This window comes from Agromyces sp. NDB4Y10 (genome assembly GCF_001620055.1).
Lineage (GTDB): Bacteria > Actinomycetota > Actinomycetes > Actinomycetales > Microbacteriaceae > Agromyces > Agromyces indicus.
This window is the reverse complement of the sequence record NZ_LQGY01000014.1, coordinates 33,831-49,391: the sequence shown is the minus strand read 5'-3', so window position 1 is coordinate 49,391 and position 15,561 is coordinate 33,831. Positions and strand designations below refer to the sequence as shown.

At 73.5% G+C, this 15,561-nt stretch carries 15 protein-coding genes; 5 read left to right on the top strand and 10 right to left on the bottom strand.

The window, feature by feature from the left end; translation table 11 throughout:
• Nucleotides 1-14 precede the first annotated feature (14 nt).
• Both AVP42_RS03230 and AVP42_RS03225 read left to right on the top strand, forming a co-directional pair.
• The gene (locus AVP42_RS03230; RefSeq protein WP_067946061.1) at nt 15-899 is read left to right on the top strand and encodes a bile acid:sodium symporter family protein; all 885 of its coding nucleotides are present in this window, start codon (nt 15-17) and stop codon (nt 897-899) included.
• Complete coding sequence (locus AVP42_RS03225; protein ID WP_067946059.1) at nt 896-2,674, top strand: lipase family protein; 1,779 nt, start codon at nt 896-898, stop codon at nt 2,672-2,674. The genes AVP42_RS03230 and AVP42_RS03225 overlap by 4 nt, the downstream gene beginning before the upstream one ends.
• Here AVP42_RS03225 and speB read toward each other — a convergent pair.
• Entirely contained in the window at nt 2,658-3,614 is a 957-nt protein-coding gene (gene speB, locus AVP42_RS03220) for an agmatinase (protein WP_067946057.1), read from the bottom strand. The two genes, AVP42_RS03225 and speB, sit on opposite strands and share 17 nt — an antisense overlap.
• 190 nt (nt 3,615-3,804) lie before the next feature.
• Between speB and AVP42_RS03215 the strand changes: the two genes are divergently transcribed.
• A complete protein-coding gene (locus AVP42_RS03215; RefSeq protein WP_067946055.1) occupies nt 3,805-4,479 on the top strand; it encodes a type 1 glutamine amidotransferase domain-containing protein in 675 nt (224 codons plus the stop codon).
• Nucleotides 4,480-4,488: 9 nt separating this feature from the next.
• Here AVP42_RS03215 and AVP42_RS03210 read toward each other — a convergent pair whose 3' ends face one another.
• The 4 genes from AVP42_RS03210 to AVP42_RS03195 form a co-directional block, all read right to left on the bottom strand.
• On the bottom strand, nt 4,489-5,376 hold the full coding sequence (locus AVP42_RS03210; protein WP_067946053.1) for a LysR family transcriptional regulator: 888 nt from the start codon (nt 5,374-5,376) through the stop codon (nt 4,489-4,491).
• 38 nt (nt 5,377-5,414) lie between these two features.
• Nucleotides 5,415-6,158, bottom strand: coding sequence for an SUMF1/EgtB/PvdO family nonheme iron enzyme (locus tag AVP42_RS03205; RefSeq protein ID WP_067946051.1), 744 nt, complete (start codon nt 6,156-6,158; stop codon nt 5,415-5,417).
• A gap of 9 nt (nt 6,159-6,167) precedes the next feature.
• Nucleotides 6,168-7,061 carry a lytic transglycosylase domain-containing protein gene (locus AVP42_RS03200; RefSeq protein WP_082846950.1) on the bottom strand — a complete coding sequence of 298 codons (894 nt, stop codon included), beginning with the start codon at nt 7,059-7,061 and terminating at the stop codon, nt 6,168-6,170.
• A 168-nt stretch (nt 7,062-7,229) separates the two neighbouring features.
• Complete coding sequence (locus AVP42_RS03195; RefSeq protein WP_067946048.1) at nt 7,230-7,808, bottom strand: TetR/AcrR family transcriptional regulator; 579 nt, start codon at nt 7,806-7,808, stop codon at nt 7,230-7,232.
• 52 nt (nt 7,809-7,860) lie between these two features.
• Here AVP42_RS03195 and AVP42_RS03190 point away from each other — a divergent pair, with 52 nt between their 5' ends.
• Complete coding sequence (locus AVP42_RS03190) at nt 7,861-8,850, top strand: SDR family NAD(P)-dependent oxidoreductase (RefSeq protein WP_082846949.1); 990 nt, start codon at nt 7,861-7,863, stop codon at nt 8,848-8,850.
• Nucleotides 8,851-8,883: 33 nt separating this feature from the next.
• Here AVP42_RS03190 and AVP42_RS03185 read toward each other — a convergent pair whose 3' ends face one another.
• The 3 genes from AVP42_RS03185 to AVP42_RS03175 all read right to left on the bottom strand — a co-directional run bounded on the left by AVP42_RS03185 (nt 8,884) and on the right by AVP42_RS03175 (nt 11,331).
• Complete coding sequence (locus AVP42_RS03185) at nt 8,884-9,360, bottom strand: DNA alkylation repair protein (protein ID WP_067946044.1); 477 nt, start codon at nt 9,358-9,360, stop codon at nt 8,884-8,886.
• Between the two features lie 42 nt (nt 9,361-9,402).
• Nucleotides 9,403-10,251, bottom strand: coding sequence for an aldo/keto reductase (locus AVP42_RS03180; protein WP_067946042.1), 849 nt, complete (start codon nt 10,249-10,251; stop codon nt 9,403-9,405).
• 147 nt (nt 10,252-10,398) lie between these two features.
• On the bottom strand, nt 10,399-11,331 hold the full coding sequence (locus AVP42_RS03175) for a LysR family transcriptional regulator (protein WP_067946040.1): 933 nt from the start codon (nt 11,329-11,331) through the stop codon (nt 10,399-10,401).
• Nucleotides 11,332-11,408: 77 nt separating this feature from the next.
• Between AVP42_RS03175 and AVP42_RS03170 the strand changes: the two genes are divergently transcribed.
• The gene (locus AVP42_RS03170; RefSeq protein WP_067946472.1) at nt 11,409-13,145 is read left to right on the top strand and encodes an L-aspartate oxidase; all 1,737 of its coding nucleotides are present in this window, start codon (nt 11,409-11,411) and stop codon (nt 13,143-13,145) included.
• A gap of 1 nt (nt 13,146) precedes the next feature.
• Here the strand turns inward: AVP42_RS03170 and AVP42_RS03165 are convergent, their stop codons facing one another.
• Both AVP42_RS03165 and AVP42_RS03160 read right to left on the bottom strand, forming a co-directional pair.
• Nucleotides 13,147-14,409 (bottom strand): glycoside hydrolase family 32 protein, encoded by a 1,263-nt coding sequence (locus AVP42_RS03165; protein WP_067946038.1) that lies wholly within the window; start codon nt 14,407-14,409, stop codon nt 13,147-13,149.
• Between the two features lie 94 nt (nt 14,410-14,503).
• Nucleotides 14,504-15,550: a LacI family DNA-binding transcriptional regulator gene (locus AVP42_RS03160; protein ID WP_197466942.1), complete on the bottom strand. Its 1,047-nt coding sequence runs from the start codon at nt 15,548-15,550 to the stop codon at nt 14,504-14,506.
• Between the last annotated feature and the right edge of the window lie 11 nt (nt 15,551-15,561).

Below are 15,561 nucleotides of genomic sequence, written 5' to 3'. Positions count from 1 at the left end.
GGGAAGGGTCGCGCATGGACATCCTGTCGATCGTCCCGACCACGATCCAGGTCACGGTCGCGTTGACGGTGTTCGGCTACGGGCTCTCGGCCCGGCCCGACGACCTGCTGTCGGTGCTGCGCCGTCCCCGCGTCCTGTTCCTCTCGATCGTGGCGATGTTCGTGGTGATGCCGGTCATCGCGCTCGCGGCGCACGTGTACCTCGACTTCCCGCATGCCGCTGAGGTGGCGCTCGTGGTGATCGCGCTGACGCCGATCCCGGCGCTCCTCCCCCGCACCGAGATCGGGTCGGGCGGTCGCGCGACGTACGCCTACGGCCTGGCCTTCGCGGTCGCGCTGCTCTCGCCGGTGCTGATCCCGCTGCTGTCCGACCTCATCGGCCGGCTCATGGACCGCCCGTTCGGCCTGTCGCCGTTCACGATCGCCGGGGCGATGCTCGTGCAGGTGCTGCTGCCGCTGGCGCTGGGCTTCGTGGTCGGCCGTCTCTGGCCGGCCTTCGCCGAGCGGTTCGGCAACCGGATGGTCGCCATCGCGAACAGCGTGATGCTCGTCGCACTGCTGGCCCTGCTCGTGCTGGTCCTCCCGGCCGTGCTCAGCGCGCTGTCGCTCGCGACCCTGCTCGTCATGTTCGGCTTCACGGCCGCGGGCCTCGCCGTCGGGCACGCGCTCGGCGGTCCGGACCGCACCGATGCGGTCGTGCTCGCGATCGCGTGCGCGAACCGGAACCCGGGCCTCGCGATCGGCCTGGCCGCCTCGATCTTCCCCGCCGAGAGCTTCGCGGGCACCGCCATCATCTACGCCCTCGTCTCGAACGTCGCCGTGACGCTGTACACCCGCCTGCAACGCCGCCGCGCCGCGGAGACCGGCGAACCCGCGCCCACCTCGGAGGAGCACGCATGACCAGGCTCGACACGTGGTTCGCCCGCCTGCCGCGATGGGTCCGCGCCCTGATCGGCGTGGTGTCGGTCGTCGTCGGCGCCGTCATCCTCACCCGCCCGACGACGTCGCTCGGCGTGCTGGCCATCCTCATCGGCGTCGGGTTGATCCTGAGCGGCATCCTCGAGCTCGCGGGCGGTGGCGAACCCGACGATGGCGAACGGATGCCGCGGTGGCGGCTCGTCACGGCGATCCTGTGGATCGCGGGCGGCGTGTTCGTCCTCGTCTTCCCGGGACTCACGGTGCGGACGGTCGCCGCGGTGGTGGCCGTCGCGCTCCTCGTGAACGGCGCGCTGTCGCTGCTCGCGGCGTTCCGGCGGGGCGCGACGTGGGATGCCCGGGTCTCCGCGGCCCTGCTCGGCGTCGCCGGCATCGTGTTCGGTCTCCTGGCGCTGCTGTGGCCCGACATCACCCTGCTCGTGGTCGCGGTCGTCTTCGGGGCGCGGCTCATCATCGTGGGGCTGCTGCTCGCCTGGCACGCCCTCCGCGGCACCGCACCGGAGCGCCGGCCGGCCGCTGAGCCGAGGGGCGTGCGGCGGTGGACGCGCACCATCGCGGCCGTGGTCGCCGTGCTCCTGGCCGTGGGCGCGGCATCCCTCAGCGCGACCCTGCGGGGCGGGTCGCCCGTCGTCGACGAGTTCTACGCCGCGCCCCGCGACGTGCCGGACGAGCCGGGCCGGCTCATCCGCGCGGAACCGTTCGAGCGCGGCGTGCCCGAGAACGCGGTCGGCTGGCGGATCCTCTACACGACCACCGATCACGCGGGCGACCCCGCGGTCGCGAGCGGGCTCGTCGTGGTGCCCGCCGAGGGCGAGGACTTCCCCGTGATCGACTGGACGCACGGCACCACCGGCTTCGCCGAGCCGTGCGCGCCGTCGCTGGCGGAGGAGCCCTTCGAGTCGGGCGCCCTGTTCCTGCTGCCCGACATCCTCGACAACGGCTGGGCGCTCGTGGCGACCGACTACCTCGGCCTCGGCACGCCGGGCCCGCACCCGTACCTCATCGGCCGGCCGAGCGCGCACGCGGCGCTCGACGCCCGGCGCGCGGCATCCGAGCTGGAGGAGGCGAGGCTCGGCGAGCCGACCGTCGTCTGGGGCCACTCGCAGGGCGGCGGCGCCGCGCTCTGGACCGGCGCGCTGGCCGACGCGTACGCGCCCGAGCTCGACCTGGCGGGCGTCGCGGCCCTCGCGCCCGCGTCGAACCTCACCGGCCTCATCGAGAACCTGCCCGCTGTCCCGGGCGGGTCGATCTTCGAGTCGTTCGTGATCGCCGCGTACACCGCGATCTACCCGGATGTCACGTACCGGGAGTACGTGCGCCCGGGCGCCGAGGTCACCGTGCGGCAGATGGCCGAACGCTGCCTGGCCGAACCGAGCAGCTTCGTGTCGGTGCTCGACGTGCTGGGCCTCTCGCGCGACCCGGACATCAGGGCCGCCGACCCGACCACCGGTCCCTTCGGCGAGCGCCTCGAGGAGAACACGCCGCCGCCCACGATCAGCGCCCCGCTGCTGCTCGGCCAGGGCGCGGCCGACCAGCTCGTGGTGCGGCCCGCGCAGGACGCGTACGTCGAAGACCTCTGCGCGGCCGGTCAGCAGGTCGACTACCGCGTGTACGAGGGCCGCGACCACGTCCCCCTCGTCGAGCCCGACTCGCCGCTCGTGCCCGAGCTGATCGAGTGGACCGCCGCGCGCTTCGCGGGCGAGCCGGTCGAGCCGGGCTGCGTCACGTCCGAGCGCTGAGGCCCATCAGCGTCAGCAGTTCCCACGCGGTGTGCGCGGCGGCGAGGCCCGTGATCCCGGCGTGGTCGTACGCCGGCGCGACCTCGACCACGTCGCCGCCGACGATGGGCAGGCCCGCGAGACCGCGGAGCACGGCGAACAGTTCGCGCGTGGTGATGCCCGCGACCTCGGGCGTGCCCGTGCCGGGCGCGTGCGACGGGTCGAGCACGTCGATGTCGATCGACACGTAGACCGGGCCGGAGCCGACCCGCCGGCGGACCTGCTCGGCGATCTCCTCCATGGGGCGCCGCTGGAACTCGTCGCTGCGGATGAGCTCGAAGCCCGCCCGCCGGTCGTCGTCGAACTCGTCCGGCCCGTAGACGCCGCTGCGGATGCCGACGTGCTGGCAGTGCTCGAGGTCGAGCAGGCCCTCCTCGGCCGCGCGACGGAAGGGCGAGCCGTGCCAGAGGCTCGCGCCGTGCAGCACGTCCCACGTGTCGAGGTGCGCATCGAAGTGGATGACGGCGAGCGGGCCGTGCGCCGCGGCCGCCGCCCGGAGCAGCGGCAGCGCGACCGTGTGGTCGCCGCCGAGCGCGAGCACCTTCGTGCCCTGCTGCACGAGCCGGGACGCCTCGGCGTGGATGCGCTCGACCGCCTGCGCGAGGTCGTACGGCCCGACCGCGACGTCGCCCGCGTCGACGACCTGCTGGTCGCGGAACGGGTACGTCTCGTGGACCTGGTGGTACGGGTGCAGCTGGCGCGAATGCTCCCGGATGTGCGCCGGACCGAACCGGGCGCCGGGCCGGAAGCTCGTGCCCGAGTCGAGCGGGATCCCGAGCACGGCCAGGTCGGCGTGCTCCACCTCGTCCAGGCGCGGCAGCAGCGCGAACGTCGCGATGCCCGCGTACCTCGGCATGGCCGGGTCGTCCCGTTGGCCGATGATCCCTCGCTCCTCGGTCACCGCGTCGCCTCCTCGCGTCGTCAGGCGGCCGGTCCGTCGCGTCGCGGTCCGCCCCCGGCATCGTGCCATACCCCGCCCCGGCGATCGGAATCCCGATGGCGGGCATCGCCCGACCGGTTGGTTCCGGATGCCGCCGCCTCCGTACGGTCGAGTCGTCCATCGAGAACGACGCAACCGAGGAGATCCACCGATGACCGAGAAGCGAGTGCTGCTGGTGCTGACGAGCCACGACGACCTGGGCGGCCTCCGCCCGACCGGGTACCACGCCGGCGAGGCGGCCCACCCCTGGCAGGAGTTCACGACGGCCGGCTTCCGCGTCGACCTCGCCTCGATCGCGGGCGGCGTGCCCCCGCAGGTCGGCCGCGACGAGACGGATGCCGCGCAGAACGCGTTCTTCGCCGACCCGTCGATCGCCGCGCAGCTGGCCGACACCCCGAAGCTGGCCGACGTCGACGCGTCGCGCTACGACGCCGTGCTCTTCGTCGGCGGCCACGGCACCATGTGGGACTTCCCGGACGACCCGGCCGTGAACGCGGTCGGCCGCGCCGTGTACGAGCAGGGCGGCGTCGTCGCCGCGGTGTGCCACGGCCCGTCCGCGCTGGTGGGCATCACGCTCGCCGACGGCACGCCGCTCGTGGCGGGCAGGCGCGTGGCGGTGTTCACGAACGCCGAGGAGGCCGCGGTCGAGCTCACCGACGTGGTGCCGTTCCTCCTCGCCGACGCCCTCGAGGCGAAGGGCGCGACGCACGTGCCCGGTCCGGACTTCACCGAGCAGGTCGTGGTCGACGGGCGGCTCGTCACCGGCCAGAACCCCCAGTCGGCGACGCGCGTCGGCCGCGAGGTCGTGGCGCTCCTGTCGGCCTGACCGGCCGGTTCAGGCGCGCAGCAGCGCGTGCAGTCGCTCGGCCGCGGCATCCGTCGCGGGGTTCGCGCCGGGCCGCGAGCGGCGCCGGGCGAGGTACACGGTGTTGAGCGGCGGGTCGGCCGGGTCGACGGGATCGACCAGCCGGCCCGCCGCCAGGTACGGCGCGGCGAGGTAGGTCGGCAGCACGGTCATCCCGACGCCGTCGGCCGCGAGGCCCGCGAGCACCCGCAGGTCGGGCACGATCGCGACCGCGCGGAGTCCGGCGGGTCGCCGACCGAAGACCGACCGCCAGTAGCGGCGGATGATCGGCAGCTGGTCGCCGTACGCCACGACGGGCACCGAATCGGGGTCGCGGCGGAACGCGTCGAGCAGCGCCGGCGCGACGACGAGCACGAACTGCTCGTCCACGAGCGGCGCGAACTCGATCCCGCGCATGCGCGGCTGCGTCGTGCTCACGACGAGGTCGAGCTCGGATGCCTCGAGGCCGGCCAGGAGCTCGGGCGTCTCGCCGAACCGCACCCGCACGTCGAGGTCGGTGCCGGCCCACTCGCGCAGCCGCGGCAGCACGACCGTGGAGAGGAACTCCGCCGGGCCGCCCAGGAACACCGTGTGCTCGGTCGCGCCGGCACCCGTCGCCTCCGCGACCGCGTCGACCGCGGCGTCCATCGCCCCGCCGATGCGGGCGAGGAGGGCCCGGCCGCGGCTCGTCGGCGTGACGCCCCGCGACGTGCGATCGAAGACGCGGTACCCCAGCTCGCGCTCGAGCGCCTGCAGCTGCGCCGAGACCGTCGACTGGGTGAGGCCGAGCTCGTCGGCCCCGCCGGTGACCGAGCCCGCACGGGCGACGGCGACGAACGCGGCGAGCGCGTCGAGCGACGTCCTCCTCGTGGGCGGCATGTCGTGATCCTATGACCGGGCGGGCCGCGTGGCCCGGCTCAGCGCCGGGGCGTCCAGCCGAACGGCAGCGGGCCGTCCACGGCGGCGCGCTCGACGTCCGCCTGCGCGGACCAGCCCTGCGCGGCATCCGTCGTCTCGAAGCCGCCGCGAGCCACCCGGAAGCCGACGTCCTCGTGGTGCATGCGCGGTGCGCCGCCGCGCCGCGTCGAGGCGCGCACGCTCCACGCGTCGTCGGCGAACCCGCCGCCGCGGAACACCCGGTAGTCGTCGTACCTGGCCGGGTCGAGCAGGTCCCAGCACCACTCCCACACGTTGCCGAGCGTGTCGAAGAGGCCGTTGAGGTTCGGCAGCTTGCCGCCGACCTCCTGCGGCGCGCTGACGCCGTCGGCGCTGGTCCACGCGATCTCCGGCAGCGGGCCGTAGTGCGGACCGGTCGAGCCCGCGCGGCATGCGAACTCCCATTCCGCCTCGGTCGGCAGCCGGTACCCGTCGGCGTCGAGGTGCCAGGCGACGTCCTCGCCGTCGAACGTGTACGCCGGGTCGAGGCCCTCCCACTCCGATGCGGCGTTGCAGAAGCGGATGGCGCGCAGCCAGCTCACCCCGGTCGCCGGGCGCCGCGGGTGCGAGGCCGTCTCGCCGATCATCTCCGCGAGCTGCTCCTGCGTCACCGGGTAGACGCCGATCTCGAACGGCTCGAGGTCGACGCTCCAGCGCACCTTGCGGCGTGCGTCGTGCAGGGCGACGGTGCCGCCGGCGATGCGGGCCAGCTCGATGTCGGTCACCGGCCGGGCCTAGCCGACCGCGGCCGCGTACTCGTTCGCCACGCGGGCGACGGCGTCGACGTAGTCGCCGTCGCGGTTGTACGAGAAGATGGCGGCGCGCCAGCCCTCGAGGCTCCGCATCGACCCGGATGCGCACAGGTACCGCGCCGTGGTCTCGGCCGCGTCGTCGATCTGGTGCGGGTCGGCGACCCCGTCGCCGTCGGCGTCGCTCGCCCATCGAGCCCAGGTCGACGGGATGAACTGCATCGGCCCGACCGCCCGGTCCCACGTGGTGTCGCCGTCGAGTCGTCCGCCGTCGGTGTCGGTGATCGTGGCGACGCCGTTGCCGTCGAGCGCCCGCCCGATGATCTCGGGCAGCGCCCGGCCCCGGTCGTCGAGGCTCGCCCCACCATGGCGGCCGTGGTTCGACTCGATCGCGCCGATCGCCGCGATCGTCGCCCAGTCCACGCCGCACTCCGCGTCCTCACGCGCGACCACGCCGTGGGCCTGGGCGTAGGCGGCGAGGGCGCGCTGCGGGATGCCGGTCGCCTCCGCGGTCCGCGCCGTCCAGTCCGGGTCGATGGGCCCGGTCTCCGAACCCGACACGGCGGGCGGGCCGGTGAGGCCGTCGACGGTGTTCTCCGACTGCGCATCCGCCTCCGCGGCGTCCTCCGGCTCGGCCGTCGCCGCCATGGGCGGCAGCGCGACGCGGGGCACGTGCGCCTGCGTCGACACGGAGCCGGCCGGGTTGCTGCCGAGCCCGAGCACGCCGGGGAGCATGACCGCCGCGACGAGCAGCGCGATCACGCCGACGACGAGCCCGACGTAGCCGGCGGCCTGGCCCGCGATCTGCCACCTGGTCGCGCGGCGGCCGGGATGGCGCTCGCCGAAGCCATCGGCGAAGGAATCGTCATCCCAGGACATCGCTCGGTCGCTCCCGGTTCGGCACGGGTTCCGAGGGTCGGCATCGGTCGCGCCGATCCTCGACGGGATGCGGGGGCACCCCGATGTTTCAGGCTACCCCCGCTCGGCGGGCGGTGCACCGGGTCGCCCCCGGACGTGGGGTGGCCGGCGCCGCGGGACGGCCCCGACTCAGCTCGGGACCGGCCGGTTCAGGGCGTCGGCGATCTTCGGGAAGCGGCGTTCGACGTGGTCGCGGAGCGAGCGGCCGTCGTCGTCCTCACCTTCGAGCCACTCGTGCAGCGCGCCGGTGAAGAGCGCGAAGCCGATCGCAGCGAGGATCTCGGCGTCGTCGCGGTCGAATCCGCGCTCGAGCAGCGCGTCGACGACGGCGTGCTGCCAGCGTGCCTGCTTCGCGAGCTCGCGCCCGGTCAGGCCGACATCCTGCTCGATGATGCGCTGCCGCTGCCGCAGCCGCGGGCGCCCGGGTTCCATGCGGTCGGCGAGGGCGCCCAGGGCGGCGCGCATCATCCCGCCGGAGTCGCCGGCGGTGCTGCCCGCGATCGACTCGACGAGGTGGGGCAGCAGCTCGTCGTCGTCGGCGAAGAGCACCTCGTCCTTGTCGCGGAAGTGGCGGAAGAAGGTGCGGGAGGTCGCCCCGGCGCGGGTCGCGATCTGCTCGACGGTCGTCCCCGCGTAGCCCTGCTCGACGAACATGCCGAACGCGGCGTCGACGAGTCGGGCTCGGGTGTTCTCGGGCCAGCGGGGCATGCAGCGATCCTACTCTTGTGTCACATTGTGACATCAGCGTATCGTGAGAGTCATGACACAAACTGACATCACTTCCCCGACCGTCCTCCTCACCGGGCCCACGAGCGGCATCGGCGCCGGCATGCTGCGCCACCTCGTGCGTCATCCGTCCCGCCCCCGGCTCGTCCTGCTCGGCCGCGACGCGGGGCGAACGGATGCCGCGACCGCCGTCGCCCGCGACGCCGGCCTCACCGCCCACGCCGTGCATGCGGACCTCGCCGACCTCGACTCCGTCGCGGCCGCGCTCGAGGACGTGCGCGCCCTCCAGGCCGACGGACGGATCGGCTCGATCGACGCGGCGGTCCTCAACGCCGGCACGCAGTTCACCGACCGGCGCCGCCGCGGCGCGCAGGGGTGGGAGCTGACGTTCACGGTGAACGTCATCGCGCAGCACCTGCTGCTCCGCGGCATCCGCCCCCTGCTCGCGCCCGACGGCCACGTCGTGCTGCTGGGGTCGTCGACGCATCGCGGCAAGCGCGCCTCGTTCAACCTCATCCCCGACCCCGTCTGGCAGGCGCCCGCCGACCTCGCCACCGCCGCGCCGCCCGCGACCGGCGAGGAGCGGTTCGCCGACGAGCGCGAACAGGGCGGCATCGCGTACGCGTCGAGCAAGCTCGCCCTCGTGACGCTCTCCAACCCCTGGGCGGCGCAGCTGGCCGCCGACGGTCGGCGACTCAACACCTACGACCCCGGGCTCGTCGCCGGCACCGGCCTCGGCCGCGACATGCCCGGCTACATGTACTGGGTGTGGCGACGGCTCATGCCCGCCATGAGCCTGCTCCCCGGAGCGACGACCCCGAACATCACGAGCCGGCACGCGATCGAGCTCGCCCTCGGCGACGCGCACCGCGACCTGCACGGCGGGTACGTGGAGATCGGCCGCGTCACGGAGGCGGCGCCGAGCACGCGCATCGGGTCGCGGCAGGACGAGCTGTGGTCGTGGCTGGAGCAGGCGACAGCCCCCTTCGTGCCGGCGTGGGCGGGCGACGAGCTGGCGAGGTGATTGCCGTCGGGACGGGCGCGCCGCTCCACGCGGTCACTGCATCGCGGCCGCCCGCCGCAGGTGCGGATCGTCCGCTTCGGCCCACCGGTCGATGATCCGCCGCGCGCGGTCGGCGTCGACGCCCGACATCCGCTCGACCAGGGCCTTCACGACATCACGAGCGAGCGGGTCGACGAGCTGGTCGACGCGCGCGTCGCGGAGGAAGCCCTCGAGCCGGGTCAGGTCGCCGGCGCGGAGCAGGTCGACGTTCGACTGCAGCAGCACCACGGCGGCGAGCCGGCGCTCGTAGACCGGCTCCGACCAGAGCTCCGAGGCGAGCGCGGTGACCTCGTCGTGCGTCATCCCCCGATGCCGTCGCAGGGCGTCGCGCACCGTGCCCCGCACCGCACCGACCGAGGCGCCGGTGAACCGCAGGCCGGCGCCGATGCGCCGCGCCGCCTCCTCGGCACGCTCGTCGGAGCCTTCGGCCTCCAGCGTGCGGTCGATGAACTCGGCGGCCGGGGTGGGCATGCGTCGATCCTGCGGCATGGTGATGGCAAGCGGATGCCACCGCTAGGCGCCGAGCCCGACGCCTCGCGATCGCAGGTCGTCGGCGAACGCCCGGCGCAGCTCGTCGTCGACCGTGAGCTCGGCCGCGGCGATGGAGTCGAGCACCGACTCGACGCGCGTCGAGCCGATGACGGGCCACGCGCCCGGCATGGCGTCGAGCATCGCGGCGAGCGCGGATCGATGCACCGAGACGCCCCGGCTCCGGGCGATCGCGGCGACGCGGGGCACGTGTGTCGCGAGCGGGTCCGCGCGGGGGCCGCCGAACGGCGCGTACGCGAGGAAGGGGATGCCGGCGTCGACGCAGTAGCGGTACTCGCTCGCGCGATCGATCCCGAGTGCGAAGCGGTTCTCGACGGCGTCGAGGGTCGTGATCGAGCGGGCGCGGTCGAGCTGCTCCATCGACGCGTTCGACAGGCCGATCGCCTCGACGACCCCCTCGTCGCGCAGGGCCGCGAGCTCGCGGACGGACGCCTCGAGGTCCTCCACACGGTCGGCGCGATGCAGCAGCAGAAGCGAGGGCGGCGCCCCCAGCACCTCACGACTGCGCAGGGCGTCGGCGCGCACGCGTTCGGCGCTGCCGTCGGAGTCCCAGGCGGCCCGGCCCAGCCGGAAGTGACCGGCCTTGGTGATGATCGGGAGGCTCGGCGACTGCTCGCGCGCGACCTGGGCGATCCGCTCGCCCGCGGCGTCGTCGTCGACCGTCGCGTACGCCCGCGCGGTGTCGATCGCGACCACGCCGGCGCCGACCGCGGCGCGCACGACCTCCAGGGCGCCCTCGATCGTCGCCCCCTCCTTCAGCACGAGCGAGGCCACGCCCAGCACGACGCCGCGGCGAGGCAGCGTGAAGCTCATCGGCGGACCCCCTCGACGCCGACCCCCGGCGACGGACGCGATGTCGTCATGGTCCGAGAGTAGGGGGCGCCGGACGCCGCGACCAGCGTCGCGGCCGCAGCCGCCCCCGGCTGAGCTGGCCGCCTCCCGGTCGTAGCAGTCCCCGCCTCAACCGCCGCCTGCGACCCGCATCGTCTCCCCCGCCCGCCCCGCGAAGGCCGTCGCCGTCTCCGCGATGGTGCGCTGCATGACGTCGACCGCGGCGGTCGGCGCGACATCCGCTGGCCTGGCCAGGCTGATCGTGCGCTCGAGCGTCGGCGCCTCGAGACGCACGGCACGCAGCCCGGGCCGGTCGATGAGCACCATCGCGGGCACGATCGCCACCCCGAGGCCGCGCTCGGCGAAGCGCAGCACGGCGTCCATCTCCGCGCCCTCGAGCACGACCTCGGGGGTGAGCCCGGCGGCGCGGAATGCGGCATCCGTCGTCGACCGCAGGTCGTAGGTCGAGCTGAAGACGATCTGCGGCAGGCGCGCGACCTCGGCGAGCGAGATGCTGGGGCCGTCCGTCACGGGCGCGGCGGCGGCGGATGACACGACGACGAGCTCTTCGACGAGCAGCGGCGTCACAGTGAAGCGTTCGGCGGTGGTGGCATCCGAGGTGACGATGAGCGCGAGGTCGAGTTCGCCGCTGCCGAGCTCGTCGAGCAGCCCCCGCGACCCCTGCTCGGACAGGTGCAGCTCGATGCCCGGATGCTCGGCGTGGAACGCACTCAGCACCTCGGCGACGAGGCTGATGCAGAGCGTCGGCGTCGCGCCGAGCCGCACGCGGCCGCGTTCGAGGCCGGCGAGCTCGGCGAGTTCGCGACGCACCGACTCGGCGTCGGCGAGCATGCGACGGGCGAGCGGCAGCAGCGACTCACCGGCGACGGTCAAGGTCGACCCGCCGCGGGCACGGTGGAACAGCTCGGCGCCGAGGCTCTGCTCGAGGGCGGCGATCTGGCGGCTCAGTGACGGTTGCGAGAGGTAGAGCTCCTCGGCGGCACGCGTGAAGTTGCCGAACCGCGCGACCTCGACGAAGGATCGGAGCTGCTCGAGGTTCATGTCGATAGCGTACGCGCATCGCGACGAAGCAGAAGATGCATTGGACGCATCCGAATCACGAACCTACCGTGGATCGCATGAGTACTGCAGAGCGCCAGATCTCCACGACCGTCCTCGTGATCGGCACGGGCGGCTCCGGCCTGCGCGCCGCGATCGAGCTCGCCGAGGCGGGCGTCGACGTGCTCGCCCTCGGCAAGCGCGCGAAGTCCGACGCGCACACCGCCCTCGCCGCGGGCGGCATCAACGCCGCCCTCGCGACCATGGACCCCGACGACAGCTGGCAGCAGCACGCGGCCGACACGCTGAGGGAGAGCTACCTCCTCGCCAACCCGCACACCGTCGAGATCGTCACGAAGAACGCGGGCCGCGGCATCCAGGACCTCGAGCGCTACGGCATGCCGTTCGCCCGCGAGGAGGACGGTCGCATCTCGCAGCGCTTCTTCGGCGCGCACACGTACCGCCGCACGGCGTTCGCGGGCGACTACACAGGCCTCGAGATCCAGCGCACGCTCGTCAACAGGGCCGCACAGCTCGGAGTGCCGATCCTGGACACCGTCTACGTGACGCGCATCCTCGTGAACGACGACGGCGCGGTGTTCGGCGCCTACGGCTTCGACCTCGAGGACGGCACGCGCTACCTCATCCACGCCGACGCGGTCATCCTCGCGGCCGGCGGCCACAACCGGATCTGGCGTCGCACGTCGTCGCGCCGCGACGAGAACACGGGCGACTCGTGGCGCCTCGCCGTCGAGGCGGGCGGCCGGGTGCGCGACCCCGAGCTGGTGCAGTTCCACCCGTCGGGCATCCTCGAGCCCGAGAACGCGGCCGGCACCCTCATCAGCGAGGCGGCGCGCGGCGAGGGCGGCATCCTCACCAACGGACTCGGCGAGCGCTTCATGTCGAAGTACGACCCCGAGCGCATGGAGCTCTCGACGCGCGACCGCGTCGCCCTCGCGGCCTACACCGAGATCAAGGAGGGTCGCGGCACCCCCAATGGCGGTGTCTGGCTGGATGTCTCGCACCTGCCGCGCGAGACGATCATGCAGCGCCTCCCCCGCGTGTACCAGACCATGCTCGAGCTGCAGATGCGCGACATCACGAAGGAGCCGATCGAGATCGCGCCCACCGCGCACTACTCGATGGGCGGCGTGTGGGTGCGCCCCGACGACCACGGCACCGACGTGCCGGGCCTGTACGCGATCGGCGAGGCCTCCTCGGGACTGCACGGCGCGAACCGCCTCGGCGGCAACTCCCTCATCGAGCTGCTCGTGTTCGGCCGCATCGTCGGCCAAGCCGCGGCCGAGTACTCGCGCGGGCTCGCCGCGCAGCGCCGCTCGGCGGCCGCGGTCGCCGCGGCCCGCGCCGAGATCGACGACCTGCTCGCCGCGGATGGCGCGGAGAACGTGCGCGCCCTGCAGCGCGCCATCCGGAACACCATGACCGAGCACGCCGGCGTCGTGCGCGACGAGCAGGGCCTGCGCACCGGCCTCGCGGAGCTCGACGCGATCGAGGACCGCATGCGGAACATCGGCGTGCACCCCGACCTCGCCGGCTACCAGGACCTCGCCCACGCGTTCGACCTCAAGTCGGCCGCGCTCGCCGCCCGCGCGACCCTCGAGGCCGCCCTCGAACGACGCGAGACCCGCGGATGCCACAACCGCAGCGACTACCCCGAGACGGATGCCGCGCTGCAGGTCAACCTCGTCTGGTCGCCCACGACCGGCGTGACCCGCGAGGAGATCCCGCCGATCCCCGCGGAGATCGCGGCGCTCATGGACCGCGAGGTGTCGGTCGCGGGCAAGCTGCTCGAGTAGGTCAGCCGGGGACGCCGGGAACCCGAGCGTCGCCCGTCAGCGCGAAGACCTCGAGGGCGCCCGCCGATGCCCGCACGTGCAGGTCGTCACCGGCCGGGCTGAGTGCCGCGCTGAAGAGCGCGGCCGGTGAAGCGAGCTCGAGCACCGGCCCGTCGAGGATGAGGCGCAGTTCGCCCGCGGCGGGCACCGTCCACTCCTCGGAACCGATCGTCACCACGGCGGCATCCCGGGTCCGGGTGATCTGGACGAGGCGTTCCCCGCCGCTCGTCACGGTGAGGTCGCCGGTCGAGCCGGTCCACTCGATATCGGCCGCCAGGCCGGCGACGCGGCCGTCGTCCGCACGATCGCCGCGGTGTCGCGCGACGTCGGGGTGCGGTTCCGCCACGAGCGTTCCCCCGCGCGCCGAGAGCCGGAAGGGCACGCTGTGCGCGCCGACCCAACCCGCCTCCTCGTCTGCGATGCCTCGGATCCAGAACGACAGGCACGGGCGACCCTCGGCGTCGAAGAACAGGGATGGCGCGTAGTATCCGTCGCCGTAGGTCAGCCTGCCCCAGCCGGCCGCGTCGAAGCGGCCGTTCCGGTACGTGCCCGTCGCGTAGCCGGCGTAGTGCAGCACGTCGGCATCCCACACCGACGAGACCATCACCTCGACCCCGTCGACCTCGACGAACTGCGGGCACTCCCACAGCGCGCCCATCCAGACCGGCTCCCGCTCGGCCGAGGAACGCGACAGCACCACGCCGTCGTACGACCACGTGCGCAGGTCGGGCGACGTCCAGGACAGGGCCATCGCGGTCCCGTCGCGACGGGCGGCGCCGACGAACATGCGCCAGCCGGATCCCTCGCGGCGGACGAACGGGTCGCGGAACGCGATCAGGTCGAGTTCTGCGGGCGCCTCCACGACGACGTCGCCCTTGCGCCAGTCCCGCCATTCCGGGTCCGACGGGTAGGCGGCACGGATGCGACCGATGCCGAAGTCCGGAACGGACGTGGCCGTGTAGAAGATCACGGTGTCGTCGCCGTCCTCGACGAGGCACCCCGTCCAGATGCCGTCGTCACCGTCACCGGGTGCGATGGCGACCGGTCCCTCCGTCAACGACAGCAGGTCCGGTCCGGTCGAGTGCCCCCAGTGGCAGTTCGGCGCCCACGAGGTGCGGTCGGGCACGTACTGGAAGAAGACGTGGTACCGACCGTCTCGGTAGGTGATGCCGTGGGGGTCGTTGATCCATCCGCGTCGGGCGGTGAAATGCAGGCTGGGTCGCATGTGGGTCCTCACGGTGGGCGAAGGGCTGGACGGGACGGATGAACGAAGGGGTCCGGGCGAGGGTCTGCTGGACCGCCCGAACCCCTCCGAGTACTCAGGCCGCGACTCGGCGGCGCGGCGGCGCGACGGAGTCCCGCTCGACGAGCGGGCACTCGAGCACCTCGGGATCGGCGGCGCGGGGTTGGCCGTCGCGGGTTCCCTGGATCAGGTCGGCGAGCGCCGCCACCGCCCACGCACCCATCTCGTAGTGCGGGAGTGCGACCGTCGTCAGCGCCGGGAACAGGCTCTCCGGCAGTGGTGCCTGGTCGTCGAAGCCGACCACCGAGAGGTCGCTCGGGATCTGCAGTCCGCGATCGGCGGCGGCGCGGTAGGCGCCCATCGCCATGCGGTCGTTGTAGCAGAACACCGCCGTGGGCTCGTGCTCGAGCAGCGCGAGCGTCGCGCGGTAGCCACCGCGCGCGTCCGATCCGCCCTCGACGATCAGGCCGTCGGTCGACAGCCCCGCCCGCGCCATCCCGTCGAGGTATCCCTGCAGGCGACCGCGGGTGGCCGGCACGTCGTCGGCGCTCGCGGCGAAGCCGATCCGGCGGTGTCCCCGTGCGACGAGCATGTCGACGACGGATGCCGCGCCCCCGCGCTCGTCGGGCAGGACGGCCGGGATCGACCCGGCGGTGTCCCGCGCACCGATCAGCGCGGCCGGACGCATGAGGAGGTTCTCGGGCGCCTCGATGACGTCGTGGTAGACGGTGGCGTAGATGATCCCGTCAGCTTGGCGGTCGAGGAACGCCTGGATCTGCGACTCGTCCATCTCAGGATCGGGGTGCAGTTCCGAGTTGATGATGGCGAGCGTGAGGTTGCGGCGGCTGGCTTCCTCCTGGGCGCCGAGGATGATCCGTCCGGCGTGGGGGGTCGTCGCGATCTCCTCGGTCAGCAGGCCGATCATGTCGGATGCCTGTGTCCGCAGGCCTCGCGCGAGACGGTTGGGCCGGTATCCCAACTCCTCGGCCGCAGCACGGACGCGCGCCGCGGTCTCCTCGCTCACCCGGGTGTGCGGCGTCTGGTTGAGGACGTGCGACACCGTGGTCGGCGAAACGCCGGCCAACGCGGCGACGTCCCTGATTCCGCTCGTCTTCTCGGACACCCGGCTCCCTG